The organism is Flavobacterium sp. KS-LB2, assembly GCF_036895565.1.
Lineage (GTDB): Bacteria > Bacteroidota > Bacteroidia > Flavobacteriales > Flavobacteriaceae > Flavobacterium.
Window position 1 is genome coordinate 2,815,164 of sequence record NZ_CP145904.1, and the last position, 26,773, is coordinate 2,841,936.

At 34.7% G+C, this 26,773-nt stretch carries 37 protein-coding genes; 4 read left to right on the plus strand and 33 right to left on the minus strand.

Annotation, left to right across the window (positions count from 1 at the left end):
• Positions 1–33 precede the first annotated feature (33 nt).
• Entirely contained in the window at positions 34–1,371 is a 1,338-nt protein-coding gene (locus tag V5J73_RS12030) for an erythromycin esterase family protein (protein ID WP_338646206.1), read from the plus strand.
• A gap of 75 nt (positions 1,372–1,446) precedes the next feature.
• Here V5J73_RS12030 and carA read toward each other — a convergent pair whose 3' ends face one another.
• The 33 genes from carA to rpsL form a co-directional block, all read right to left on the minus strand.
• Entirely contained in the window at positions 1,447–2,547 is a 1,101-nt protein-coding gene (carA, locus tag V5J73_RS12035; protein WP_338646207.1) for a glutamine-hydrolyzing carbamoyl-phosphate synthase small subunit, read from the minus strand.
• 312 nt (positions 2,548–2,859) lie between these two features.
• Entirely contained in the window at positions 2,860–3,348 is a 489-nt protein-coding gene (gene rplQ, locus V5J73_RS12040) for a 50S ribosomal protein L17 (protein WP_338646209.1), read from the minus strand.
• Positions 3,349–3,411: 63 nt separating this feature from the next.
• The gene (locus tag V5J73_RS12045) at positions 3,412–4,404 is read right to left on the minus strand and encodes a DNA-directed RNA polymerase subunit alpha (RefSeq protein WP_039110214.1); all 993 of its coding nucleotides are present in this window, start codon (positions 4,402–4,404) and stop codon (positions 3,412–3,414) included.
• Between the two features lie 21 nt (positions 4,405–4,425).
• On the minus strand, positions 4,426–5,031 hold the full coding sequence (gene rpsD, locus V5J73_RS12050) for a 30S ribosomal protein S4 (RefSeq protein WP_338646212.1): 606 nt from the start codon (positions 5,029–5,031) through the stop codon (positions 4,426–4,428).
• A gap of 93 nt (positions 5,032–5,124) precedes the next feature.
• Entirely contained in the window at positions 5,125–5,508 is a 384-nt protein-coding gene (gene rpsK / locus V5J73_RS12055; protein WP_024981527.1) for a 30S ribosomal protein S11, read from the minus strand.
• An 8-nt stretch (positions 5,509–5,516) separates the two neighbouring features.
• Positions 5,517–5,891, minus strand: a complete 375-nt coding sequence (gene rpsM, locus V5J73_RS12060) for a 30S ribosomal protein S13 (RefSeq protein WP_091203660.1) — start codon at positions 5,889–5,891, stop codon at positions 5,517–5,519.
• A gap of 2 nt (positions 5,892–5,893) precedes the next feature.
• Positions 5,894–6,010, minus strand: coding sequence for a type B 50S ribosomal protein L36 (gene ykgO, locus V5J73_RS12065; RefSeq protein WP_008992256.1), 117 nt, complete (start codon positions 6,008–6,010; stop codon positions 5,894–5,896).
• 12 nt (positions 6,011–6,022) lie between these two features.
• Positions 6,023–6,238 (minus strand): translation initiation factor IF-1, encoded by a 216-nt coding sequence (infA, locus tag V5J73_RS12070; protein WP_007136545.1) that lies wholly within the window; start codon positions 6,236–6,238, stop codon positions 6,023–6,025.
• A gap of 3 nt (positions 6,239–6,241) precedes the next feature.
• Positions 6,242–7,588 carry a preprotein translocase subunit SecY gene (gene secY / locus V5J73_RS12075; RefSeq protein WP_099713440.1) on the minus strand — a complete coding sequence of 449 codons (1,347 nt, stop codon included), beginning with the start codon at positions 7,586–7,588 and terminating at the stop codon, positions 6,242–6,244.
• 13 nt (positions 7,589–7,601) lie between these two features.
• Positions 7,602–8,054, minus strand: coding sequence for a 50S ribosomal protein L15 (gene rplO / locus V5J73_RS12080; RefSeq protein ID WP_066081007.1), 453 nt, complete (start codon positions 8,052–8,054; stop codon positions 7,602–7,604).
• An 11-nt stretch (positions 8,055–8,065) separates the two neighbouring features.
• Entirely contained in the window at positions 8,066–8,248 is a 183-nt protein-coding gene (rpmD, locus tag V5J73_RS12085; RefSeq protein ID WP_035668100.1) for a 50S ribosomal protein L30, read from the minus strand.
• A gap of 12 nt (positions 8,249–8,260) precedes the next feature.
• Positions 8,261–8,788 (minus strand): 30S ribosomal protein S5, encoded by a 528-nt coding sequence (gene rpsE / locus V5J73_RS12090; protein WP_035668102.1) that lies wholly within the window; start codon positions 8,786–8,788, stop codon positions 8,261–8,263.
• Between the two features lie 6 nt (positions 8,789–8,794).
• Positions 8,795–9,145, minus strand: a complete 351-nt coding sequence (rplR, locus tag V5J73_RS12095; protein ID WP_113636694.1) for a 50S ribosomal protein L18 — start codon at positions 9,143–9,145, stop codon at positions 8,795–8,797.
• A gap of 11 nt (positions 9,146–9,156) precedes the next feature.
• Positions 9,157–9,699, minus strand: coding sequence for a 50S ribosomal protein L6 (gene rplF, locus V5J73_RS12100; RefSeq protein ID WP_338646215.1), 543 nt, complete (start codon positions 9,697–9,699; stop codon positions 9,157–9,159).
• Positions 9,700–9,717: 18 nt separating this feature from the next.
• On the minus strand, positions 9,718–10,116 hold the full coding sequence (gene rpsH, locus V5J73_RS12105; RefSeq protein WP_269685551.1) for a 30S ribosomal protein S8: 399 nt from the start codon (positions 10,114–10,116) through the stop codon (positions 9,718–9,720).
• A gap of 97 nt (positions 10,117–10,213) precedes the next feature.
• Positions 10,214–10,483, minus strand: a complete 270-nt coding sequence (gene rpsN, locus V5J73_RS12110; RefSeq protein WP_026707007.1) for a 30S ribosomal protein S14 — start codon at positions 10,481–10,483, stop codon at positions 10,214–10,216.
• Positions 10,484–10,486: 3 nt separating this feature from the next.
• A complete protein-coding gene (gene rplE, locus V5J73_RS12115; RefSeq protein ID WP_338646217.1) occupies positions 10,487–11,038 on the minus strand; it encodes a 50S ribosomal protein L5 in 552 nt (183 codons plus the stop codon).
• Between the two features lie 2 nt (positions 11,039–11,040).
• Positions 11,041–11,355 (minus strand): 50S ribosomal protein L24, encoded by a 315-nt coding sequence (gene rplX, locus V5J73_RS12120; protein ID WP_188049962.1) that lies wholly within the window; start codon positions 11,353–11,355, stop codon positions 11,041–11,043.
• A gap of 11 nt (positions 11,356–11,366) precedes the next feature.
• Positions 11,367–11,735 (minus strand): 50S ribosomal protein L14, encoded by a 369-nt coding sequence (gene rplN, locus V5J73_RS12125; protein ID WP_026717863.1) that lies wholly within the window; start codon positions 11,733–11,735, stop codon positions 11,367–11,369.
• A 2-nt stretch (positions 11,736–11,737) separates the two neighbouring features.
• Complete coding sequence (rpsQ, locus tag V5J73_RS12130) at positions 11,738–11,998, minus strand: 30S ribosomal protein S17 (RefSeq protein ID WP_091173701.1); 261 nt, start codon at positions 11,996–11,998, stop codon at positions 11,738–11,740.
• Between the two features lie 17 nt (positions 11,999–12,015).
• Positions 12,016–12,207, minus strand: coding sequence for a 50S ribosomal protein L29 (rpmC, locus tag V5J73_RS12135; protein ID WP_035668115.1), 192 nt, complete (start codon positions 12,205–12,207; stop codon positions 12,016–12,018).
• 13 nt (positions 12,208–12,220) lie between these two features.
• The gene (gene rplP / locus V5J73_RS12140; RefSeq protein WP_007803637.1) at positions 12,221–12,646 is read right to left on the minus strand and encodes a 50S ribosomal protein L16; all 426 of its coding nucleotides are present in this window, start codon (positions 12,644–12,646) and stop codon (positions 12,221–12,223) included.
• 19 nt (positions 12,647–12,665) lie between these two features.
• Positions 12,666–13,424: a 30S ribosomal protein S3 gene (gene rpsC / locus V5J73_RS12145; RefSeq protein WP_035668118.1), complete on the minus strand. Its 759-nt coding sequence runs from the start codon at positions 13,422–13,424 to the stop codon at positions 12,666–12,668.
• A 5-nt stretch (positions 13,425–13,429) separates the two neighbouring features.
• Entirely contained in the window at positions 13,430–13,843 is a 414-nt protein-coding gene (gene rplV, locus V5J73_RS12150; RefSeq protein WP_035668120.1) for a 50S ribosomal protein L22, read from the minus strand.
• Positions 13,844–13,849: 6 nt separating this feature from the next.
• Entirely contained in the window at positions 13,850–14,128 is a 279-nt protein-coding gene (gene rpsS / locus V5J73_RS12155; protein ID WP_007136562.1) for a 30S ribosomal protein S19, read from the minus strand.
• A 6-nt stretch (positions 14,129–14,134) separates the two neighbouring features.
• Positions 14,135–14,959: a 50S ribosomal protein L2 gene (gene rplB, locus V5J73_RS12160; RefSeq protein ID WP_035668122.1), complete on the minus strand. Its 825-nt coding sequence runs from the start codon at positions 14,957–14,959 to the stop codon at positions 14,135–14,137.
• 6 nt (positions 14,960–14,965) lie between these two features.
• On the minus strand, positions 14,966–15,256 hold the full coding sequence (gene rplW / locus V5J73_RS12165) for a 50S ribosomal protein L23 (RefSeq protein ID WP_066081040.1): 291 nt from the start codon (positions 15,254–15,256) through the stop codon (positions 14,966–14,968).
• A gap of 6 nt (positions 15,257–15,262) precedes the next feature.
• Entirely contained in the window at positions 15,263–15,892 is a 630-nt protein-coding gene (rplD, locus tag V5J73_RS12170; protein ID WP_091173690.1) for a 50S ribosomal protein L4, read from the minus strand.
• Positions 15,892–16,509, minus strand: coding sequence for a 50S ribosomal protein L3 (gene rplC, locus V5J73_RS12175; protein ID WP_099713444.1), 618 nt, complete (start codon positions 16,507–16,509; stop codon positions 15,892–15,894). Before rplC ends, rplD begins: the two co-directional genes overlap by 1 nt.
• A gap of 153 nt (positions 16,510–16,662) precedes the next feature.
• The gene (gene rpsJ, locus V5J73_RS12180) at positions 16,663–16,968 is read right to left on the minus strand and encodes a 30S ribosomal protein S10 (RefSeq protein ID WP_011963470.1); all 306 of its coding nucleotides are present in this window, start codon (positions 16,966–16,968) and stop codon (positions 16,663–16,665) included.
• Between the two features lie 11 nt (positions 16,969–16,979).
• Positions 16,980–19,136 (minus strand): elongation factor G, encoded by a 2,157-nt coding sequence (fusA, locus tag V5J73_RS12185; RefSeq protein WP_338646219.1) that lies wholly within the window; start codon positions 19,134–19,136, stop codon positions 16,980–16,982.
• Positions 19,137–19,146: 10 nt separating this feature from the next.
• The gene (gene rpsG / locus V5J73_RS12190) at positions 19,147–19,623 is read right to left on the minus strand and encodes a 30S ribosomal protein S7 (protein WP_035668130.1); all 477 of its coding nucleotides are present in this window, start codon (positions 19,621–19,623) and stop codon (positions 19,147–19,149) included.
• Between the two features lie 74 nt (positions 19,624–19,697).
• Positions 19,698–20,081 carry a 30S ribosomal protein S12 gene (gene rpsL / locus V5J73_RS12195; protein WP_007136570.1) on the minus strand — a complete coding sequence of 128 codons (384 nt, stop codon included), beginning with the start codon at positions 20,079–20,081 and terminating at the stop codon, positions 19,698–19,700.
• Between the two features lie 375 nt (positions 20,082–20,456).
• On the opposite strand from rpsL, the gene V5J73_RS12200 reads away from it, so the two are divergent.
• From V5J73_RS12200 to V5J73_RS12210, 3 genes are all read left to right on the plus strand, one after another.
• Positions 20,457–21,968, plus strand: a complete 1,512-nt coding sequence (locus V5J73_RS12200; protein WP_338646221.1) for a hypothetical protein — start codon at positions 20,457–20,459, stop codon at positions 21,966–21,968.
• A gap of 84 nt (positions 21,969–22,052) precedes the next feature.
• Positions 22,053–25,295 (plus strand): SusC/RagA family TonB-linked outer membrane protein, encoded by a 3,243-nt coding sequence (locus V5J73_RS12205; RefSeq protein WP_338646223.1) that lies wholly within the window; start codon positions 22,053–22,055, stop codon positions 25,293–25,295.
• A gap of 11 nt (positions 25,296–25,306) precedes the next feature.
• A complete protein-coding gene (locus V5J73_RS12210) occupies positions 25,307–26,743 on the plus strand; it encodes a SusD/RagB family nutrient-binding outer membrane lipoprotein (RefSeq protein WP_338646225.1) in 1,437 nt (478 codons plus the stop codon).
• The last annotated feature ends 30 nt before the right edge of the window (positions 26,744–26,773 follow it).

Below are 26,773 nucleotides of genomic sequence, written 5' to 3' on the forward strand. Positions count from 1 at the left end.
AATTCAATTTCTAAATTAAAAAATAAAAATGTGATGGAAGCATTAAAAAACCTTAACAATTTAATGAATTCTAGTGAAATTGCAGCATTATTGAATAAAACGGCTTCTTCTCTGGAAAATAAAGAAGATTTAGACCCATTAATAGACTACATAGGAGATGCAAAATATGTCCTTTTAGGTGAAGCCTCACACGGCACACATGAATATTATACATGGAGAGCTAAAATAACTCAACGACTCATTCAGGAGAAAGAATTTTCATTTGTAGGAGTCGAAGGAGATTGGCCGGATTGCTATCGTTTAAATCGGTATGCAAAAGGATATTTAGATTCCGGGAAAGATATTTTTAGCGTTATGAATGAGTTTAAAAGATGGCCTACTTGGATGTGGGCAAATTGGGAAACAGCAGCATTCATAGATTGGCTCAAAGTTTATAACGAAAGCTTTTCTGCTGATAAAAGAATAGGATTTTACGGATTGGATGTATACAGTTTTAGGGAATCTATGAATTCGATCATTCAATATTTAGAAAAAAATGATCCAAAAGCACTTGCAGTTGCTAAAACAGCCATGAAATGTTTTGAACCCTACAATAAAGACGAAGGGCAATCTTATGCCAAAGCCTCTTCCTACGTTCCAGAATTATGCGAGAAAGAAATCCTGCACATGCTTACGGAAATTATTAAAAATGCACCCAATTACAACCACGATGCAGAAAATGTTTTAAGCACAGAACAAAATGCATTTATTGCCAGAAATGCTGAAAAGTATTATCGCGCCATGATAAAAAGAGGTTCTGCCTCTTGGAATATACGTGACGAACACATGGTTTCTACTGTACAAAGACTGATGAAATTTCACGGAAAGGACGCAAAAATAATAGTTTGGGAACACAATACTCACATTGGAGATGCGCGTGCAACAGATATGGCATCCGAAGGTATGGTAAATGTAGGCCAGCTTTTACGAGAGCAATATTCGAACGAAGGAGTTATTGCAGTTGGATTTGGTTCTTACAAAGGAAGCGTGATTGCCGGTAGAGAATGGGGTGGTTCTATGCGAAAAATAAAAGTACCTGAAGCTGTTGTAGGTAGTTGGGAACATGCCTTTCACCTCGCTTCCAATGGGCAAAATAGGTTATTATTAATGAATAAAGTAAAGAATGAAAAATGCCTTTCGTCCAATATAGGCCATCGTGCAATAGGAGTTGTTTATAATCCAGAGCATGAAAGATTTGGGAATTATGTTCCCACAATATTACCAAAAAGATACGATGCTTTTATTTTTCTAGACGAAACAAGTGCATTACATCCAATACACATTCAGCCAGACGGCAACCAAATTCCGGAAACATATCCTTTTGGAATGTAATTGTAATTAAAAAAAGGTTTGACTTAATTAAAAGTCAAACCCTTTTCAATATCTAATTTAGGAAGTTATCCTAATTTATCCTTTTATGTTCTCTATAAATTGATCAAACAAATAAGAGGAATCATGTGGTCCTGGACTTGCTTCTGGATGGTATTGAACTGAGAAACAATTTTTGTTTTTAATTCGCATACCTGCAACTGTTCCATCATTTAGATGAAGATGAGTAATCTCTAAATCAGGATGATTATCCAGTTCTTCTTTATTAACAGCAAAACCATGATTTTGAGAAGTTATTTCTCCTTTACCGGTAATGACGTTTTTTACAGGATGATTAATTCCCCTGTGACCATTAAACATTTTATAAGTCGAAATTCCGTTTGCTAAACCAATAACTTGATGTCCTAAACAAATTCCGAATAAAGGCTTGTCATTTTCAAGGATTTCTTTAGCAACTTGAATAGCTCCAGAAAGCGGTTCCGGATCACCAGGTCCATTAGATAAAAAGTATCCATCTGGATTAAATGCTGCTAAATCTTGGTACGAAGAATCAAAAGGAAATACTTTGATGTAGCAATCTCTTTTGGCAAGATTACGAAGGATATTCGTTTTAATTCCTAAATCAAGTGCCGCAATTTTATAGGTTGCATTTTCATCTCCAAAAAAGTAAGGTTCCGTAGTAGAAACTTTAGAAGCTAATTCTAAACCTTTCATATCTGGAACTTTTGCCAATGCAATCTTTAGTTCTTCTATTGAAGTTTCATCAGTGCAAATGACTGCATTCATAGCACCATTGTCACGAATATAACTTACAAGAGCACGTGTATCTACATCAGAGATACAAATTAGATTTTGTTTGATAAAATAATCTTCCAAACTCCCGGAAGCTCCTTCACGAGAATAATTGAAGCTAAAATTTTTACAAACCAAACCTGCTATTTTAATACTTTGTGATTCAACCTCTGAATCATTTACTCCATAATTTCCAATATGGGCATTAGTGGCTACCATTAATTGTCCAAAGTAAGATGGATCCGTAAAAATTTCTTGGTAACCTGTCATTCCAGTGTTAAAACAAACTTCCCCAAAAGTGGTACCACTGATTCCAATAGATTTACCATGGAATATGGTTCCGTCACTTAATAAAAGAATTGCTTTTTGTCGTGTTGTATATTTCATGCGTTGATTTCTATTATTGTTTAATAGTCTCATGGAACTAGCAAAGCTGGTTTCATCTGTAGTTAAATATTATGCAAATTTAAATCTTTAAAGCAATGGAAACAAATTTTTGAAATTTAATATAAAAAAGAAAAAAGTTCTAATCTAGCCCTGATGGAAACGGTTTCCTTTTGCTTTTTTTAAGCAAAAGATATAGTGAACAGCAGGAGAAAATATCAATAAATTCAAGATTTTTGCTCCAAAAAAATCAAAAAAAAAGGATAAACTACTAATAGCTTATCCTTGATTTTTATTGAATGATTATTTTCATAATTACTCAGCAGTATCAGTAGTTGATTCAGTTTCAGCAACTGAGGCTTCAGTAGCCTCATCAGCTTTCTTAGCTTTTCCACCACGACGGCTTTTTGCTTTTTTAACTTCTTTTTTACCACCATTGTAAAGTTCATTGAAATCTACTAACTCGATCATTGCCATATCAGCATTATCTCCTAAACGATTTCCAACTTTAATGATACGAGTGTATCCACCTGGACGGTCTCCTACTTTAGCAGCTACATCTCTGAACAAGTCAGTTACAGCATATTTGCTACGTAAGTAAGCAAAAACGATACGACGATTATGAGTTGTATCAACTTTAGATTTTGTTATTAAAGGCTCAACGAATTGTTTAAGCGCTTTTGCTTTAGCAACAGTAGTGTTAATACGTTTGTGCTCGATAAGAGAACAAGCCATATTAGCTAACATAGATTTCCTATGAGCTGTCTGTCTGCTTAAGTGATTGAATTTTTTTCCGTGTCTCATGACGTGTTTTTTTATACTTTCATCTTGATACTATCCATTTTGGAGATCAAAATATGAAGTAATTTATTCTTTATCTAGTTTGTATTTTGCTAAATCCATACCGAAGTTCAAATTTTTAACTGCAACAAGCTCATCAAGTTCAGTTAAAGATTTTTTACCGAAATTACGGAATTTCATTAGGTCATTTTTATTGAACGATACTAAATCACCAAGTGTATCAACTTCAGCCGCTTTCAAACAATTTAGTGCTCTCACAGAAAGATCCATATCAACAAGCTTAGTTTTAAGCAATTGTCTCATATGCAATGATTCCTCATCGTATGATTCTGTTTGTGCAATTTCGTCAGCCTCGAGTGTAATTCTTTCGTCAGAGAACAACATGAAATGGTGAATTAAAACTTTTGCAGCTTCAGTAAGAGCATCTTTTGGATTGATTGAACCATCAGTTTTTATTTCAAAAACTAATTTTTCGTAATCTGTTTTTTGTTCTACACGGAAGTTTTCAATGGCATATTTTACATTTTTTACGGGAGTAAAAATTGAATCTGTAAAAATAGTTCCAATTGCAGCATTCTGTTTTTTGTTCTCTTCAGCAGGAACATATCCTCTACCTTTTTCGATTGTTAAATCGAAATTAAGTTTGATTTTACTGTCTAAATTACAGATAACTAGTTCTGGATTCAAAACTTGGAAACCTGAAATAAACTTTTGAAAATCACCAGCTGTTAATTGATCTTTACCAGAAACAGAAATAGTAACTGATTCATTATCAATATCTTCAATTTGACGTTTAAAACGTACTTGTTTAAGATTAAGGATAATTTCGGTAACGTCTTCAACAACTCCTGAAATAGTAGAAAACTCATGATCTACACCTTCAATGCGAACAGATGTAATTGCATAACCTTCTAATGCTGAAAGCAAAACTCTTCTAAGTGCATTACCAACGGTCAATCCGTATCCTGGTTCCAAAGGTCTAAATTCAAATTTACCTTCAAAATCGGTTGAATCGATCATGATAACTTTATCGGGCTTCTGAAAATTAAATATTGCCATAAATTTCGACTAAGTCAATTATTATTTGTTGTACAACTCTACGATTAATTGTTCTTTAATGTTTTCTGGAATTTGAAGTCTTGCTGGTACAGAAACAAAAGTACCTTCTTTGATATCGTTATTCCAAGTAATCCATTCATAAACATGACTTGAATTAGATAAAGAACGTTCGATAGCTTCTAAAGATTTAGATTTTTCACGAACTGCAACTTTATCACCAGGTTTAAGGTGGTAAGAAGGAATATTAACCACTTCACCGTTAACTGTGATGTGTCTGTGAGAAACGATTTGACGAGCACCTCTTCTAGAAGGAGCAATTCCCATTCTGAAAACTACATTATCCAATCTTGCTTCACACAATTGTAATAAAACTTCACCAGTAACTCCTTTAGTCGCTGATGCTTTTTTGAACAAACCTCTGAATTGTTTTTCTAAAATTCCATAAGAATATTTAGCTTTTTGCTTTTCCATTAACTGGATAGCAAATTCAGATTTTTTTCCTCTTTTTTTTGCCATCCCGTGTTGTCCAGGAGGGTAATTTCTTTTTTCGAAAGCTTTATCGTCTCCGAAAATTGCCTCGCCAAATTTACGAGCGATTCTTGTACTAGGACCAGTATATCTTGCCATTTTAAATTGTTTAAGATTGAGATTATGAATTCAGGTCTTATCCTTCAATAATCGAAGTTCAATCTAGGTTATACTATAATTTGTTTTTGAGTATTAAACTCTACGTCTTTTAGGAGGACGACATCCGTTGTGAGGCATTGGAGTAACATCGATAATCTCTGTAACTTCAATACCACCGTTATGTAGGGAACGAATAGCAGACTCACGTCCGTTTCCTGGTCCTTTTACATAAACTTTTACTTTTTTAAGTCCAGCTTCAAGAGCTACTTTACTACAATCTTCTGCTGCCATTTGGGCTGCGTATGGAGTGTTCTTTTTAGAACCTCTAAAACCCATTTTACCAGCTGAAGACCAAGAAATAACTTCACCTTTTTTGTTTGTCAAAGAAATGATGATATTGTTAAAAGTAGCAGAAATATGAGCTTCTCCCGTTGATTCAACGATAACTTTACGTTTTTTTGCAGTTGCTTTAGCCATATTACTTATTATTTAGTTGCTTTTTTCTTGTTGGCAACAGTTTTTCTCTTACCTTTTCTTGTTCTAGAGTTGTTCTTAGTTCTTTGTCCTCTTAAAGGAAGACCAGTTCTATGACGGATACCTCTGTAACATCCAATATCCATTAAACGTTTGATGTTTAAAGAAACTTCAGAACGTAATTCTCCTTCAATTTTAAAAGTTGATACCGCCTCACGAATTGCTCCGATCTCGTCATCATTCCAATCTTGAACTTTTTTATCTTGGCTAACTTGAGCTTTTTCTAAAATCTCAACAGCTCTACTTTTTCCTAATCCGAAGATATAGGTAAGTGCTATAACACCTCTCTTATTTTTTGGGATATCTACCCCTGCTATTCTTGCCATAATTATCCTTGTCTTTGTTTAAATCTAGGATTCTTTTTGTTTATTACGTACAATCTCCCTTTTCTTCGCACAATTTTGCACTCGGGACTTCTCTTTTTTACTGAAGCTCTAACTTTCATTTTGAATATCCTTTAATATCTATAAGTAATTCTTGCTTTTGACAAATCGTAAGGGCTCATTTCTAGTTTCACTTTATCACCAGGTAATAATTTGATGTAATGCATACGCATTTTTCCAGATATATGGGCGATTACAATATGTCCATTTTCTAACTCTACACGGAACATTGCATTTGACAATGCCTCAATGATTGATCCGTCTTGTTCTATTGCTGATTGTTTTGCCATAAGTTAAGCTACTGCTTTTCTATTTTTACCACTCTTCATCAAACCATCATAATGTTTATTCAACAAGTATGAATTAATTTGCTGCATTGTGTCTATGGCAACTCCAACCATAATTATTAATGAAGTACCTCCAAAAAACATTGCCCAAGATTGTTGAACATCCATAAGACTTACAACAATTGCTGGGAACACAGCTATCAAAGCAAGAAATAAAGATCCTGGAAAAGTTATCAAGGACATCACTTTGTCAAGATAATCAGAAGTTTCAACTCCTGGTCTGATACCTGGAATAAAACCACCACTTCTCTTTAAATCATCAGACATTTTATTAGTAGGAACTGTGATTGCAGTATAAAAGAAAGTAAATACAATAATTAAAGTTGCAAATACAAAATTATACCAAAATCCAAACATATTACTAAAAGCGCCAACGATTGATTGTGATGCATCTGATTTAGACAAACCTGCTAAGGCTGCTGGAATAAACATAATTGCTTGCGCAAAAATTATTGGCATAACTCCAGAAGCATTAAGCTTCAGAGGAATCCATTGTCTGTTTCCACCCAACATGTCTTGTTCAAAATCACCTGATGTTGTACGACGAGCATATTGAACAGGAATCTTCCTGATCGCCATAACTAATAGCACACAACAAATGATAACTAATAACCAAATGATAATTTCAATAACCAACAACATAGGTCCACCATTATTATTGGTAACTCTTGTTGTAAACTCTTGAATAAAAGCCTGAGGTAATCTAGCCAAAATTCCAACCATGATTAACAAAGAAATACCATTTCCAATTCCTTTATCAGTAATTTTTTCTCCTAACCACATGGCAAAAATTGTACCTGTAACTAAAATCACTACTGAAGAAAATAAGAATTCAAATGAATTGAATCCCAATAAAAATGCATTACTAGGTAATGTTCTATATAAATTATAGATATAAGTTGGACCTTGAACTAAAGTAATTCCTATTGTCAACCAACGAGTAATTTGATTAATCTTTTTTCTACCGCTTTCTCCATCACTTTGAAGTTTTTGTAAATAAGGAATCGCAATTCCCATTAACTGAACAACAATCGAAGCAGAAATATAAGGCATAATTCCTAAAGCAAAAACAGAAGCTTGAGAAAATGCACCTCCAGTAAACATGTCAAGAATTGAACCAATTCCTTCTTTAGTTTGCCCAGCTAAATTACCTAACTGTGTAGCATCAATACCTGGCAGGGTTACTTGAGCCCCAAAACGATAAACTAAAAGCAAACCCAATGTAATTAGGATTCTATTTTTCAGTTCCTCGATTTTCCAAACATTACTTATTGATTCAATAAATTTCTTCATATTAATTGAAAAATTACATTGTTACAGCTTCTCCACCAGCAGCTTCAATAGCAGCTTTTGCAGTAGCAGTAAATTTGTGAGCGGTTACTTTTAATTTTGCTGTCAATTCACCTCTACCTAAAATCTTAACGATTTCATTTTTAGTAGCTAAACGATTAGCAACATAAACTGTCATATCAACAGTATCTTTAATAACACCATTATCAACTAAAAGTTGAAGTGTATCAAGATTTACACCTTCGTAATCTTTACGATTGATGTTTGTAAAACCAAACTTAGGCACACGTCTTTGAAGTGGCATTTGCCCACCTTCAAAACCAATCTTTTTAGAATAACCAGAACGAGATTTTGCTCCTTTGTGACCTCTTGCAGAAGTACCACCTTTTCCAGAACCTTCTCCTCTACCTAATCTCTTATTTTGATTGTGTGTAGAACCTTCAGCAGGTTGTAAGTTACTTAAATTCATAACAGTATTTGTTATTTAGTTTCTTCAACAGAAACTAAGTGTTTAACTTTATTTATCATCCCAAGGATTGTAGGGTTTGAATCATGCTCTACAACTTGTCCCATTTTACGTAGACCTAAAGCTTCTAATCCTCTTTTTTGAGTAAGAGGACAGTTGATTTTGCTTCTAACTTGTTTTACTAATAATTTAGCCATAATTTCCTTGAATTAACCTTTAAAAACTTTTTCTAAAGAAACACCTCTTTGTTTTGCAACAGTATAAGCGCTTCTCATTTGCAATAAAGCATCAAAAGTTGCTTTTACTACGTTGTGAGGATTTGAAGATCCTTGAGATTTAGATAATACATCATGAATTCCAACTGATTCAAGAACTGAACGAACAGCTCCACCAGCAATAACTCCTGTACCATGAGAGGCAGGAATTAAAAACACACGTGCACCACCAAATTTACCTTTTTGTTCGTGAGGAACTGATTGACCATTCAAAGGAATTTTTACTAAATTTTTCTTAGCATCTTCTACTGCTTTCGCAATTGCTTCAGAAACATCTTTAGATTTTCCTAATCCGTGTCCAACAACTCCATTTTCATCACCTACAACCACAATAGCAGAAAAACCAAAAGCTCTACCTCCTTTTGTAACCTTAGTAACACGATTTACACTTACCAAACGATCTTTTAATTCAAGACCACTTGGTTTTACTAACTCTACATTCTTGTATTTACTATTAGACATACTATATTAGAATTTAAGTCCAGCCGCTCTTGCGCCTTCCGCTAATGATTTAATACGACCGTGATATAAATAACCTCCTCTATCGAAAGTCACTACGTCTATACCAGCTTTTAAAGCTTTTTCAGCAACTAGTTTTCCAACTGCTGTAGCAACTTCAATATTCGTACCGTTACCTATTTCTTTTTCTCTTGAAGAAGCCGCCAATATAGTAACTCCGTTTACGTCATCAATAAGTTGAGCGTAAATTTCTTTGTTACTTCTAAATACAGATAGTCTTGGATTAGTAGCAGTACCACTAATTGTTTTTCTAATTCTGAATCTAATTCGTTGTCTTCTTTCAGGTTTTGTTAATGACATAATCTTATTTTTTAAGCTGATTTACCTGCTTTTCTTCTTAATACTTCACCCACAAATTTAACACCTTTTCCTTTGTATGGCTCAGGCTTACGGAAACCTCTGATTTTCGCAGCTACTTGACCTAAAAGTTGTTTGTCAAATGATGTTAATTTAACAATTGGATTTTTACCTTTTTCAGATATTGTTTCTAAAGTTACTTCTGGAGCAATTTCTAAAACAATATTGTGAGAATATCCAAGAGCTAAATCTAACTTTTGTCCTTGATTTGAAGCTCTATAACCAACTCCTACCAACTCTAAAGATTTAGTAAAACCTTCATTAACACCAACAATCATATTGTTGATTAAAGATCTATATAAACCGTGTTTTGCTCTTTGGTCTTTGTGATCAGACGATCTATCAACTTGAACTTGACCGTCTTCAACTGTTACAGTTACGTCCGAGAACTCCTGTGTTAGTTGACCATTTTTTCCTTTTACTGTAATGATACCATTTGCAACTTCAACAGTTACACCAGCAGGGATTACAACCGGATTTTTACCTATTCTTGACATCTTCTACTATTTTAATGATTAGTAAACGTAACAAATTACTTCACCACCAACATTTAATTGCTTGGCTTTCTTTCCTGTCATCAAACCTTTTGATGTAGAAACAATAGCAATTCCTAATCCGTTAAGGATTCTAGGAATTGATGAAGAACCTGAATACTTACGTAAACCTGGTTTACTAATTCTTTGGATATCTTTAATTACAGACTCTTTAGTATCTTTATCATACTTCAAAGCAATTTTGATTGAACCCTGAACAGCGTTGTCTTCAAATTTGTAACTCAAGATATAACCTTGATCGAATAAGATCTTAGTTATTTCTTTTTTTAGATTAGATGCAGGAATTTCAACAACTTTGTGGTTTGCAGCCACAGCGTTACGAACTCTTGTCAAATAATCTGCAATAGGATCTGTATACATGTGTATTAATTTGCGGTTATGGTTTTCATAGGACACTCATCCTATGAACCTTTAACCAATTTATAAATGTGTTTGTATCAACGCAACTAAGTTACGTCTACCAAGATGCTTTTTTAACACCTGGGATTAAACCGTTATTTGCCATTTCACGAAATGTTACACGTGAAATACCAAATTGACGCATATAACCTCTAGGTCTACCAGTCAATTTACAACGATTGTGCAAACGAACAGGAGAAGCATTTTTCGGTAATTTTTGCAAACCTACGAAATCTCCAGCTTCTAACAAAGCTTTTCTTTTCTCAGCATACTTTGCTACAGTTTTTTCTCTCTTAACCTCACGGGCTTTCATTGATTCTTTAGCCATATCTTAATTCTTTTTAAAAGGTAAACCTAATTCAGCCAATAGTGATTTTGCTTCTTTATCTGTTTTTGCAGAAGTTACAAAAGATATATCCATCCCTGATATTTTGTTTACTTTGTCAATATCAATTTCTGGGAAAATGATTTGCTCCAAAACACCAAGATTGTAATTACCTCTTCCATCAAAACCAGTAGCTTTAATTCCACTAAAATCTCTCACACGTGGTAAAGCAGATGTAATAAGTCTATCTAAAAACTCATACATTCTTTCTCCACGCAAAGTAACTTTCGCTCCGATAGGCATCCCTTTTCTCAATTTGAATGACGCTACGTCTTTCTTTGAGATTGTAGATACTGCTTTCTGTCCAGTGATCTTTGTTAACTCTTCAACTGCATAGTCGATAAGTTTTTTATCCGATACAGCTGCACCAACTCCTTTACTTAAAACGATTTTTTCCAATTTTGGAACTTCCATTACGTTTACGTATCCGAATTCCTCTTTAAGAGCAGCAATTACTCTGCTCTTATATTCTTCTTTTAGTCTAGGTATATACGCCATTACTATAGTACTTGATTAGATTTTTTTGAAAATCTTACTTTCTTATCTCCTTCTACTCTAATACCTACTCTAGTTGTTTCCTTTGTTTTAGGATCAATTAAAGAGATGTTAGATATTTGTATAGAAGCTTCTTTCTTTACGATACCACCTTGAGGGCTTTTTGCACTTGGTTTCGTATGTTTTGAAACCATGTTTACACCTTCAACAATCGCTTTGTTTTTCTCTTTGTACACACGTAATACTTTACCTTCAGCACCTTTATGGTCTCCAGCTATTACTCTTACGATGTCACCTGATTTTATTTTTAGCTTTATCATCTTAAAACGAATTAAAGCACTTCTGGTGCTAATGATACAATTTTCATGAATTGTTTTTCACGAAGTTCTCTTGCTACCGGACCAAAAACACGAGTTCCTCTCATTTCACCAGCAGCATTTAATAACACACATGCGTTGTCATCAAATCTAATGTATGAACCATCGGCTCTTCTTACTTCTTTTTTGGTACGTACAACAACTGCAGTTGAAACAGCTCCTTTTTTAACGCTTCCGTTAGGTGCTGTATCTTTGATAGAAACTACAATCTTGTCTCCAACAGAGGCATACCTTCTTTTGGTACCTCCTAAAACACGGATAGTTAAAACTTCCTTTGCTCCAGTGTTATCTGCTACTTTTAGTCTTGATTCTTGTTGTACCATAATTATTTAGCTCTTTCTAGGATTTCAACTAACCTCCAACATTTTGTTTTACTTAAAGGACGCGTTTCGCTAATCCTTACTGTATCTCCAACGTTGCAGTCGTTCATTTCGTCGTGTGCGTGATACTTTTTAGTTTTCAACACGAACTTACCGTATAATGGGTGTTTTACTTTACGTACTTCAGCAACTACGATAGATTTATCCATCTTGTCAGAAGTAACAACACCAACTCTTTCTTTTCTTAAATTTCTTTTTTCTTCCATCTTTCAGCAGATTACAATTATTGCAACTCTCTTTTAGTAAGTTCCGTAGCTAATCTTGCAACTGTTCTTCTTACACTTCTAATTTGAAGTGGGTTCTCAATTGGTGAAATAGCGTGAGCCATTTTTAGGTCGGCATATGCCTTCTTAGTCTGGCTAAGTTTTTCTTGCAACTCCGCTGCAGAAAGATCTTTTATTTCTGATTGTTTCATAATATAATATAGATTATGCTTCGAAATCTCTAGCAACGACAAATTTAGTTTTTACTGGAAGCTTTTGAGCTGCAAGACGTAACGCCTCTTTTGCAACTGACAAAGGTACTCCTCCAACTTCAAACATAATTCTTCCGGGTTTAACAACGGCAGCCCAATACTCAACTGCACCTTTACCTTTACCCATACGTACCTCAAGAGGTTTCTTAGTGATAGGTTTGTCTGGAAATATTTTGATCCATAATTGTCCTTCTCTTTTCATGAAACGAGTTGCAGCAATACGCGCAGCTTCGATTTGACGAGAGGTTAAGAACATTCCATCTTCATGTACAGATTTAATACCAAACATTCCATTAGAAAGTTCATGTCCTCTTTGAGAATTCCCTTTCATTTTACCTTTTTGTACCTTACGGTATTTTGTTCTTTTAGGCTGTAACATTTTTCTTTAGTTTAAAAATTTACTTTCGTTTACGAGCGTCTGGTTTTCCACCTTTGTTAAAAGGCTTTCTGTCTCCTCTTGGAGAATCACCACCTTTACCACCAGCACCAGATTGTTTTTTGTCCATTCCAGCAAGTGGAGAAAGATCTCTCTTTCCATAAACTTCACCTTTCATGATCCATACTTTGATACCCATTCTACCGTAAGTAGTATGAGCTTCAGCCAAAGCATAATCAATATCAGCTCTGAAAGTTGATAGAGGAATTCTACCTTCTTTGAAACCCTCTGAACGAGCCATCTCTGCACCATTCAAACGACCAGAAATCAAAACCTTGATACCTTCAGCGTTCATACGCATAGAAGCAGCAATAGCCATTTTGATTGCACGTCTGTAAGAAATTCTACTTTCGATTTGACGACAGATGCTTGTAGCAACTAGATACGCGTCAAGTTCAGGTCTTTTGATTTCAAATATGTTGATTTGAACCTCTTTGTCAGTAATTTTCTTAAGTTCCTCTTTCAACTTGTCTACCTCTTGTCCACCTTTTCCGATAATGATACCAGGTCTAGCAGTAGTGATAGTAACGGTTACAAGTTTCAAAGTTCTCTCGATGATTACTTTTGATACACTAGCTTTTGATAAACGAGCATGGATATACTTTCTGATTTTATGATCTTCGGCAAGTTTATCACCGTAATCATTTCCACCATACCAGTTTGAGTCCCACCCTCTGATGATACCAAGTCTATTTCCAATTGGATTTGTCTTTTGTCCCATGCTGCTTAAGAATTGCTTTGTGTGTTATTGATAGCCCCAAGCACGATTGTTACGTGATTAGAACGTTTTCTTATTCTGTGTGCTCTTCCTTGTGGCGCTGGACGAAGTCTTTTCAACATCATTCCACCATCAACACGGATTTCCTTAACAAATAAACCAGCTTCTTCCATATTAGCTTCAGGGTTTTTAGCTTGCCAGTTAGCAATTACTGATAAAACCAATTTTTCTAATTTTCTTGAAGCTTCTTTAGAACTAAATCTTAAGATGTTAAGTGCTCTTTCTACCTTCTGACCTCTTACCAAGTCCGCTACTAAGCGCATTTTTCTAGGTGAAGTAGGGCAGTTATTCAATTTTGCGAAGGCCAAAGACTTATTCGCCTCTTTTCTTGCGTCTGCTGTTTCTCTTTTACGAACTCCCATTGCTTCTTATTTTTTACCTTTATTTTTTGCTCCAGCATGACCTCTAAAAGACCTAGTTGGTGAAAATTCTCCTAATTTGTGACCTACCATGTTTTCTGTTACGTAAACTGGTACAAATTGACGACCGTTATGAACTGCGATAGTTTGTCCAACAAAGTCTGGAGTAATCATAGAAGCTCTAGACCATGTCTTAACCACTCCTTTATTTCCACCTGCGATGTTTTCTTGAACTTTCTTGTCTAACTTATAATGAACGAAAGGTCCTTTTTTTAATGAACGTGCCATATCTTATTATTTCTTTCTACGTTCTACGATATACTTGTTACTCGGGTTTTTCTTAGAACGAGTTCTATAACCTTTAGCTGGTATTCCATTTCTTGAACGTGGATGTCCACCAGAAGAACGTCCTTCACCACCACCCATTGGGTGATCGACAGGGTTCATTGCAACAGGTCTTGTTCTAGGTCTTCTTCCTAACCATCTTGTTCTACCAGCTTTTCCTGATACAACTAATTGGTGGTCTGAATTAGAAACCGCTCCAATTGTAGCCGAACAAGTCAACAAGATCAATCTTGTCTCACCTGAAGGCATTTTGATTGTAGCATATTTTCCATCTCTTGCCATCAATTGAGCAAATGTTCCAGCAGAACGAGCGATTACAGCTCCTTGTCCTGGTCTCAATTCGATACAAGAAATTACAGTTCCAAGTGGAACTCTACTTAAAGGTAATGTATTACCAATTTCAGGTTGAGATTCTGGACCAGAAACTAATTTCTGACCAACTTTCAATCCGTTTTGAGCAATAACATACGTTTTCTCCCCATCAGCATACGCTAACAAAGCGATAAAAGCAGTACGATTTGGATCATATTCAATTGACTTAACCGTCGCAGGAATTCCTTCTTTTGTACGTTTAAAATCAATGATACGATATCTCTGCTTGTGACCACCACCCGTATAACGCATGGTCATCTTTCCTTGACTATTTCTACCACCAGAGTTTTTTATCGGCGCTATCAAAGAGCGTTCCGGCTTATCAGTTGTAATGGCGTCATAACCATTCACAACTCTAAATCGCTGACCTGGGGTAATAGGTTTTAATTTTCTTACTGACATTTTATCTTAGATATTGTTGTAAAAATCAATTGTTTCTCCTTCTTGTACTTGAACAATTGCTTTTTTGATTGCATTCGTCTTTCCACTGATTAAACCACTTTTAGTGTATTTTGTAGTTCTATCCGGTCTTACGTTCATCGTGTTAACACTCAAAATAGTTACTCCATAAGCAGCTTCAATAGCTTTCTTAATTTGCACTTTGTTTGCTTTTTTGTCAACAACAAATCCGAAGCGGTTTAAAACTTCACTTTCTTTGGTTACTTTTTCCGTTACTATAGGCTTAATTATGATGCTCATATCCTATTATTTACTTAAATTTTCTTCAATTATCTCCAAAGAACTCTCTAAAAGCACTAAATTATTAGCGTTTAATATAGCGTAAGTACTTAGTTCTAAGCTACTTACTACGCTAGAGCCTTTTAAATTGCGTGACGACAAATATACATTTTTATTTACATCACCCAACACAAACAGGGATTTTTTATTCTCTAACTCTAAAGCTTTCAAAACGTTGATGAAATTTTTAGTGTTTGGAGTTTCAAAATTAAAGTCTTCAAGAACGATAATGTTCGACTCTTTTGCTTTAATTGAGAAAGCAGATTTTCTAGCCAAACGTTTCAAGCTTTTATTCAATTTGAATGAATAACTTCTTGGTCTTGGTCCGAAAACTGTTCCACCACCTTTAAACAATGGATTCTTTGCACTACCCGCACGAGCAGTACCAGTTCCTTTTTGTTTTTTAATCTTACGAGTACTTCCCGCAACTTCAGCTCTTTCTTTAGCTTTGTGCGTTCCTTGTCTTTGATTAGCAAGATATTGCTTAACATCAAGGTATACTGCATGATTGTTTGGTTCTATACCAAATACTGAATCAGAAAGTTGAACTTTTCTTCCAGTATCTTTTCCGTTGAAATCTAATACTTTTGCTTCCATTACTTCTGAATGATTACATAAGAGTTGTTATGACCAGGAACACATCCTTTAATAACAAGTAGGTTCTTATCAGCCACTACTTTTAAAACTCTAAGGTTTTGAACTTTTACATTGTCTCCTCCCATACGTCCAGCCATACGCATTCCTTTGAATACTCTAGATGGATAAGAAGAAGCTCCTACAGAACCTGGCGCTCTTAAACGATTGTGTTGACCGTGAGTTGCTTGACCAACACCACCAAAACCGTGACGTTTTACAACCCCTTGAAAACCTTTACCTTTAGATACACCTTGTACATCTACAAATTCTCCTTCAGAAAAAATAGAAACATCAATAAGATCTCCTAATTTTTGCTCTGTTGCGAAATCTTGGAATTCAACGACTTTTTTCTTAGCTACAGTTCCCGCTTTTTTAAAGTGACCTAAAGCCGCTTTTGTGGAATGTTTCTCGTTTTTGTCATCGAAACCAAGTTGCAACGCTTCGTACCCGTCAACACCTTTGGTTCTGACTTGGGTAACAACACATGGTCCAGCTTCGATTACTGTACAAGGAATATTCTTCCCGTTCTCGTCGAAAATACTAGTCATGCCGATTTTTCTACCAATTAACCCAGACATAAATATTAATTATTAATTATTAAATATAAAAATAGAACACATCATTTAAGTGAACCCTATTTTTAAAGTGGTGCAAAAGTATAACTTATTTACACACAATCCAAAAAAAGTTTTCACTTAAACAAAGTGCTCTTTTTACTCTTAAGTAAATCCTTAAACTTTGATCTCTACTTCAACTCCACTAGGCAATTCTAATTTCATTAAAGCATCAATAGTTTTAGATGAAGATGAATAAATATCAATTAATCTCTTATATGACATTACTTCAAATTGCTCTCTCGCTTTTTTGTTAACGTGTGGAGAACGTAGAACAGTAAAAAGTTTTTTGTGTGTTGGCAATGGAATTGGTCCTGTAACAACTGCACCGGTACTTTTTACCGTTTTTACAATCTTCTCAGCAGACTTGTCTACCAACATGTGATCGTAAGATTTTAATTTTATTCTGATTTTTTGACTCATTTTCTTAAAGATTATGCGTTTCCTTTTGCTTTTTTGATAACTGCTTCTGAAATATTAGAAGGCGTTTCAGAGTAGTGTGAAAATTCCATAGTAGATGTTGCTCTACCTGACGAAAGTGTTCTTAACGTAGTAACGTATCCAAACATTTCAGACAACGGCACATCTGCTTTAATAGTTTTAGCACCAGCTCTATCACCCATATCATTCACCTGACCTCTACGACGGTTTATATCACCTACGATATCCCCCATGTTTTCTTCTGGTGTTATCACTTCCATTTTCATGATTGGCTCTAATATAACAGCACCAGCTGCTTTAGCTACCTCTCTATACCCCATTCTTGCTGCAAGCTCAAAAGAAAGTGCATCAGAATCCACAGGGTGAAAAGATCCGTCTAATAAAGTTACTTTCAAACTATCTACTTGATATCCTGCTAAAGGACCTGTTTTCATAGCTTCTCTAAAACCTTTTTCAACCGATGGGATATATTCTTTAGGAACGTTACCACCTTTTACCGCATTTACAAACTGCAATCCAACTGGAGCTTTACCATCAACTTCATCTGCTGGTTCCAAAATAAATACGATATCACCGAACTTACCTCGACCTCCAGATTGTTTTTTGTATGTTTCTCTATGTTGTGCTTTCTTAGTAAAAGCTTCTTTATATTCCACTTGAGGCTCACCTTGGTTCACTTCAACTTTGAATTCACGTCTCATTCTATCAACCAAGATATCTAAGTGAAGCTCACCCATACCAGAGATAATAGTTTGCCCTGAAGCTTCGTCCGTTCTAACTGTAAACGTTGGATCTTCTTCAGCTAATTTAGCCAAAGCCATACCCATTTTATCTACGTCAGCCTTAGTTTTAGGCTCAATAGCAATACCAATTACTGGTGCAGGGAATTTCATAGACTCAAGAATAATTGGGTGTTTTTCATCACACAATGTATCTCCAGTTTTAATATCTTTAAATCCAACAGCAGCTCCAATATCTCCAGCCTCAATGTATTCGATTGGATTTTGTTTGTTAGCGTGCATTTGGTAGATACGAGAAATTCTTTCTTTATTTCCTGAACGTGTGTTCAAAACATAAGAACCAGCATCTAGTCTTCCTGAATAAGCTCGGAAGAAAGCCAAACGACCTACGAATGGGTCAGTAGCAATTTTAAATGCCAAAGCAGCAAATGGCTCTTTAACATCTGGCTTACGCAAGATTTTAGTTTGATCTTCTTCTAATAACTCAGCATCATCAGGATGAATTCCTTCGATACCAGCTTTATCCATTGGAGATGGCAAGTATTTACATACAGCATCTAACATGAATTGAACTCCTTTATTTTTGAAAGAAGAACCAGCAATCATAGGAATAATAGCCATATCCATTACAGCAGCTCTTAAAGCAGTATTGATTTCCTCTTCCGTGATAGAATCTGGATCTTCCATATACTTATCAAGTAAGTTCTCATCATAATCAGCTACAGCTTCAATAAGGATATCTCTGTATTCTTTTACTTCGTCGATCATATCAGCAGGAATTTCAACAACTTCATAAGTCGCTCCCATTCCAGCATCATCCCAAACAATAGCTTGGTTTCTTACTAAATCCACAACACCTTTGAAATCATTTTCTTCACCAATTGGCAAAGTGATTGCAACTGCATTTGATTTCAACATATCTCTTACTTGTTGACAAACCATCAAAAAGTTAGAACCTTGTCTATCCATTTTATTAACGAAACCAATACGCGGTACTCTGTATTGATCTGCTAATCTCCAGTTAGTTTCCGACTGAGGCTCAACACCATCAACAGCACTAAACAAGAAAACCAAACCATCAAGAACACGCAAAGAACGGTTTACCTCAACTGTAAAGTCAACGTGTCCTGGAGTATCGATAATATTAAAGTGATAAGGCAATGTTTCAGGTAAAATTTTACCTTGAGTTGTTGGAAAATTCCATTCACAAGTTGTAGCCGCAGAAGTAATTGTTATACCTCTTTCTTGCTCTTGCGCCATCCAGTCCATTGTTGCAGCACCATCGTGTACTTCACCAATTTTGTGTGATTTTCCAGTATAGAATAATATACGCTCTGTTGTTGTTGTTTTACCAGCATCAATATGAGCAGCAATTCCTATGTTTCTTGTATATTTAAGTTCTCTAGCCATTTCTTAAGAATTAAAATCTAAAGTGAGAGAAAGCTTTGTTAGCTTCTGCCATTTTGTGAGTATCCATTCTTTTCTTAACAGCTGCTCCTTCTTCTTTAGCCGCAGCTAAACATTCTGAAGCTAACCTCTGAGCCATTGATTTTTCGTTTCTTCTTCTTGAATAAAGAATCAACCATTTCATTGCCATAGAAATCTTTCTGTCTGGACGAATTTGCATTGGAATTTGAAATGTTGCTCCACCTACTCTACGACTACGTACTTCTACGTGAGGCATAACATTAGTTAACGCATCTTTCCAAATTTCTAATGATGGTTTCTCCGCATCTTGTTTTTTAGACTCAATGATGTCAATAGCATCATAAAATACTTTAAACGCTGTCGATTTTTTTCCATCCCACATTAAGTTGTTCACAAAACGTGTTACCAGTTGGTCATTAAACCTTGGATCTGGTAAAAGTGGTCTTTTCTTTGCCGCTCTTTTTCTCATGTCTTTTTTTTAATAAAATGTCATACTTATACAGTTGTAATAAATTACACCTATACAAGAACTAACTTTTTAAATTACTTTTTTGCTTCTTTTGGGCGTTTTGCTCCGTACTTAGATCTTCTTTGCGTTCTTCCTGCTACTCCTGACGTATCAAGCGCACCACGAACGATGTGATATCTAACTCCTGGTAAATCTTTTACCCTTCCACCCCTAACTAATACTATCGAGTGCTCTTGTAAATTGTGTCCTTCACCAGGGATGTAAGCATTCACTTCATTACCATTTGTCAAACGTACACGCGCTACTTTACGCATTGCAGAGTTTGGTTTTTTTGGTGTTGTAGTGTAAACACGCGTACAAACCCCTCTTCTTTGAGGACAAGAATCTAAAGCAACCGATTTACTCTTCTTAGTTATCTGAGTTCTTCCTGTTCTTACTAATTGTTGAATTGTTGGCATAATTAATACTAAAAATTTCTTATTATATTAAATTCCCGCTTTTTACGGGGTTGCAAATGTAGAAAATATTTTTTACTCTACAAACGTTAATCTATTAATTTTCAATAAGATTATTTTATCATTTGATTTTTATAGCAAACAATAGATATTTGCATTACTTTTATTAAAACACACACTCATTTGAAACAGTCTTTAATTTACCTTTTATTCCTATTTTTTTGCCTTACTTGTTCTGCGCAAAGTTTTCATTTAGTAATAACTGGTAGTAACGCATTAGAAACAAAAACTATAGACTCCCTAAAATACAACTCCGAACATAAAAACCCAAAATTACTTAAAGACGAAATAATCCGAGTTTCTCAAAAATTATCCGAAATGGGATATGTAGACAACTCTACAACATCAATTAGCACAAAAAGAGACTCTACTTACATTGCTAATTTCATACTAGGAAAAAAAATAAAATACATACATATATATATAGGTACTAAAAACCTATTTACCGATATAGTAGATCAAAGAAAAAAAGACACTTTAACACTTCCTTATACCGAAATTAATTCGTTTCTAAATCAAGCCGTTCGGAAATTAGAGCAAAACGGATTTGCTTTAGCAAGACTAAAATTAGTGAACATAAAAAGAATAGAAAACGAAATTTACGCTGATTTAAAATTAGAATCAGATAAAAAAAGAAAATTAAACTCCATTACAATCAATTACACAGAAAACAATAAAACCACCACATTTCCGAGCGGGCACTTTGCGCAAATCAACAGGAAATACAAAAACAGCATTTTTAATCAGAAAATTGTGGATGAAATTTATAGTGACTTTGAAAAATTTGGATTTGTTAATCAAGTTAAGTATCCCGAAATTTTATTTACAAAAGACACCACAAAAGTTTACATATATCTTGAGAAAAAAAAATCCAATACTTTTGATGGCTTTATCGGATTTTCAAATACTGATAACAAAAAAATAACCTTAAACGGATACTTAGACCTAAAACTAGAAAATATCCTAGGCACCGGAGAACAATTTTCTGTTTATTGGAAAAGCGACGGAAACGATCAAAAAACATTCAACGGTAGTATTGAAATTCCTTATCTACTTAAATCCCCGATAGGATTAAAAGCGCAAATCCAATTATTTAGACAAGACAGCACTTTTCAAAACACAAAAACCGCATTTGACTTAAGTTACTTTAAAAATTACAACACGCGATTTTATATTGGATACCAAGCCACCGAATCAAGCGACATACAAAACTCAACAACCACTTCCATAAGCGATTTTAATAATTCCTTTTTAACATTTGGTTTTAATTATAGAAAAATAGATGTAAACAATTTTACATTTCCAATGAAGTCAATTTTTTCAATAACAGCAGGAACCGGGAAGATAGAAATTAATAATCCGCTAGAAAACAGCACAAAAAGCAATCAATTTTTTTTAAACATACAAGCAGCACATAACTTTACCTTAAACAAAAAAAATATAATAAATATAAATAGCCAAAATTACTATCTACAAAGCGATCGTTACATTGTAAATGAGCTGTTCCGTTTTGGAGGATTTAACAGCATAAGAGGATTTACTGAAAACAGCTTACAAGCTTATTTCACAAGCTCAATTCTTTCAGAATATAGACACATAATATCCTCTAACCTATACGTTCACACAATCTTAGATTATTGCATTTACAAAAATAAACTAGACATTACACAAAGAGACAACACAAAAAATCTTCTAGGAATAGGCCTTGGATTTGGACTACAAACAAAAAACGGTTTGTTAAAATTCGCAATAGCAAACGGCACTACCAAAAACCAACAAATAGAAATTTATAACACTATTTTACACATTAGTTATAATGTTAATTTTTAATATTAACAAAAATTAGTATTTCATATATTAGGAAAGTTAACAAATTATTAAGAAGTTTGCGAGACTAATTCAAAATATTAAAAAATGAAACTAAAGTTTAATGGATTCTTAGTACTACTAATAGTACTTGTGGCGCAACTAACTTTTGCGCAAGAAAGAGCTGTTTCTGGTGTTGTTTCTGATAATGCAGGATTGCCTATACCAGGCGTTAGTGTGTTAGTTAAGGGAACAAATTCTGGAACACAAACTGATTTTGACGGAAAATTTTCTATCAAAGCCTCACCAAGCCAAGTCTTGGTATTCAGCTACATTGGAATGAAAACCCAAGAAATTACAGCTAGTTCATCAACTGTAAATGTAAAATTAGCAAGTGATGCATTAGAGCTTGAGGGGGTTGTAGTAACTGCTTTAGGGATTAAAAGAGAAAAAAAATCTCTAGGTTATGCAACTCAAGAAGTAAAAGGAAGTGCAGTTTCAGATGTAAAAAGTTCAAACTTTGTTAACTCATTATCAGGAAAAGTTGCAGGTTTAGATATTAAAACATCCGGAAACCTTGGAGGTTCAACTAATGTGGTTATACGTGGTAATAAATCTATTGGCGGAAATAACCAAGCGTTATTCGTAGTTGATGGTGTACCCGTTGACAACAACAACACAAACTCTTCAACTCAAAGAGCAGGTGGTGGAGGTTACGATTACGGTAATGCCGCATCAGATATCAATCCTGACGATATCGAATCTATCAACGTTCTAAAAGGTGCAGCTGCTACAGCACTTTATGGTTCTCGCGCTTCTAATGGTGTGATAATGATTACTACAAAAAAAGGGAAAAGTCAAAAAGGTATTGGTGTTACAATCAATTCTAGCTTAACTTTAGGAACTGCTGACAAAACAACACTTCCAAGATACCAAAACAAATACGGAGCTGGTTATGGACCATACTATGATGACGAATCTGGTTACTTCTTCTTAGCAGATGTAAATGGTGACGGTATTGACGATTTGACTACCCCATTTACTGAAGATGCTTCTTATGGAGCTGCATTTGACCCAACAAAATTAGTTTACCAATGGAATTCTATTTATCCACAATTAAAAGATACATACGGTAAAGCTACTCCATGGGTTGCTGGAAAGAACAATCCAAATTATGTATGGCAAACTGCTGCAACCACTGTAAACTCTGTATCACTAGATGGAGGAACTGATAAAAGTTCATTCCGTTTAGGATTTACTAACTTAATCCAAGAAGGTAACTTACCTAATGGAAGTATCAAAAGAAATAGTATTAACTTTTCTGGATCACAAGAATTATCTGATAATTTAAAAGTATCTACTACTTTTAACTATGTAAAAACAGATGGTAAAGGAAGAAACGGAACTGGATATAGTGCGCAAAACGTTATGCAACAGTTCAGACAATGGAACCAAATGAACGTTGACTTCAAAGAACAAGAAGCGGCATATTTCTTAACAAGAGAAAACATAACTTGGAACCCTAACAGCATAGACAATTTAAGACCAATATACTCTGACAACCCGTACTGGACATTCTATGAAAACTATCAAAACGATACAAGATCAAGATATTTTGGTAATGTTGCTTTAGACAACAAACTTACAAGTTGGTTAAGTGTTATGGCTAGATTTTCATTTGACACGTATGCATCAATACAAGAAGAAAGAACTGCAGTAGGAAGTTCTGACGTATCTAGATATGGAAGAACAAACAACAATAGATCAGAGTACAACTATGATTTAATGTTAAACTTCAACAAAAATATTACTGAAAAATTAAACATAGAAGGTAATATTGGTTGGAACTTAAGAAAAAATACTGCTAATAGCATTAGTGCTCAAACCAATGGTGGTTTAAACTTAGCTAGATTATATGCACTTTCAAACAGCGTTAATCCAATTGAAGCTCCGTTAGAATACGATGCAGTTAAAATGGTTGACGGTGAGTATATTAGAGCTAGCTTAGGATATGATAACTTCGCATATGTGGAAGGTTCATTCAGAACTGACCGTTCTTCAACATTACCTAAAAATGACAATCGTTATGGTTACTACTCAGTAACTGGAAGTTTGGTGTTCTCTGAATTACTAAAAGCTGATTGGTTATCATTTGGTAAAGCCAGAGCAAACTACGCTGAAGTAGGAAGCGATACTGATCCTTACAATGTATTTAATACGTATGCTATTGGTTCTCCTTTTAATGGAAATGGAATAGCATCCAATCCGACAGTCAAGCCAAACGAAAACTTAAAACCTGAAAGATCTAAAAGTACTGAATTTGGTCTTGAGATGCAATTTTTCAAAAAACGTTTAGGATTTGATGTTTCATACTACAAAACTATAACTGAAGATCAAATTACAAGCATTCCGTTATCTAACTCTACTGGATATTCTGCAGCAGTATTAAATGCTGGAACTGTACAAAACAAAGGGTTTGAGGTACAGTTGAACGCAACACCAATAAAGTTAGATTCGTTTAAATGGGACATGAACTTAAACTGGACTAAAAATGAAAGCTTAGTTGTTGAATTATTAAATGGTATCGACAATTTACAATTAGCATCACTACAAGGTGGAATTTCAATAAACGCTACTCCAGGGCAGCCTTATGGAACTATTAGAGGAAGTGACTTTATCTACGCTGATAATGGTCAACGTATAGTAAATCAAACAAACGGGCGATACAACAGAACAACCGCTAACAATATCGTAATTGGAGACATCAATCCAGATTGGAAAGCAGGTTTAAACAACAGTATAACTTACAAAAATTTCAATTTAAGTTTCTTACTTGATATGCAAAAAGGTGGAGATGTTTTCTCTCTTGACACTTGGTATGGTTATGCTACAGGTATGTATGATTTCTCTGCTGCAAACAACGACTTAGGAAATCCTGTTCGTAATCCAATTGTAGGAACTGCTGGAAATTATGGCGCAACAAGTGGTGGTATCATATTAAATGGTGTAGCTCCTGATGGAAGTAAAAATGAAGTAAGAACCGACATGAGTAATTATGCAAACGCATTAGGTTACGTTCGAGCGCCTAACAAACTTCACGTTTATGACGCAAGTTATATTAAATTACGTGAAGCTAGTATTACGTATAATTTAGATACTAAATATCTGAAAAAACTACCATTCACAAATGTTACATTATCTGTGATTGGAAGAAACTTATGGATTATCCATAAAAACACACCTTACGCTGATCCAGAAGCTGGTTTGAGTTCAGGAAATGTTCAAGGATACCAATCAGGTGCATATCCTTCAATAAGAGAAATTGGTGGAAGTCTTAAATTACAGTTTTAAAAAAAAACAATATGAAAAAATTAATATTAACAGCTCTTACTGTTTTTGCTTTTGTATCGTGTCAATCAGATGACCAATATGAAAACTACAATAGAGATACGAAAAACCCTACGCAGGTTAATGCCGGTTTCCTTTTTAACTCTGCAACAAAAAGTTTGTTCGATCAAATGACAAGTACTAATGTAAACACTAATATCTTTAGATTATTAGGGCAGCATTGGACAGAAACAACTTATGTTGACGAAGCAAATTACGATTTTAATACTCGTAGTATTACTGCCTCTCAATGGAATGAGCTTTACAGAGATGTTTTATTGGATTTAAAGTCTGCTAAAACAATTACTGATGCTGATGCTGGATTATCTGCTGCTCAGAAAAAAACAAGAAATGCTCAAATTGAAATTCTATCTGTATATGCATGGGCAAATTTAGTAGAGAATTTTGGTGATATTCCATATTCACAAGCATTAAGTCCGGGTGAATTCGCTTTACCAACTTACGATAAAGCTGAAACAGTTTATACTGATCTTATAAAACGTTTAACAGCTGCTATACCTGATTTAACTGATGAGGGGTTTGGTTCTGTTGATCCAATTTATTCAGGAAATACAGCAAATTGGAAAAAATTTGGAAATTCTTTATTATTAAGAATGGGAATTCGTGTTGCTGACGTAACAACTATGAGTGCCGTTTCACAAACTGCAATTAAAGCAGCGGTTGCCGGTGGTGTTTTCACATCGAACGCTGATAATGCAGAATTAGAATATGCCTCATCTTCTCCAAACACAAACCCTGTTTGGGTAGATTTAGTTCAATCTGGAAGATCTGATTTTGTTGTTGCAAACACATTAGTAGATGAAATGAATGCTTTAAATGATCCTAGAAGAACAAGCTATTTTGATGAGAACTTAGGAGTTGGTGTATTTGAAGGTGGTCCTTATGGTGACAACAATTCATACACAAGATATACACATGTAAGCAATAGAATTGTTGACCCTTCAAACCCAGCAAGCTTAATTGATTACGCTGAAGTTTCTTTTTATTTAGCTGATGCTGCTGAGCGTTCTATTTCTGGAACTCCAGTTGCAGCTCCAGGTTTTTATAACCAAGGAATTACTGCTTCATTTGACTATTGGGGTACTACAGGTGTAACTGCTTACTTGGCAAATCCAAATGTAAACTATGCTACTGCTCCAGGTACTTGGAAAGTTAAAATTGGTAAGCAATTATGGTTAGCCATGTACAACAGAGGTTACGAAGCATGGACAGCTTGGAGACAATATGACTTTCCAGGATTTAATAAACCTGCAGTTTCTGAAGCTGATGTTCCAACAAGATTGACTTATCCATTAGCTGAGCAAAACTTAAACACAGTGAACTACAATGCTGCTACAACATCAATTGGAGGAGACAAACAAACAACAAAATTATTTTGGGATAAATTCTAATTATTCCTTAATTCTAATATTAAAAACCAT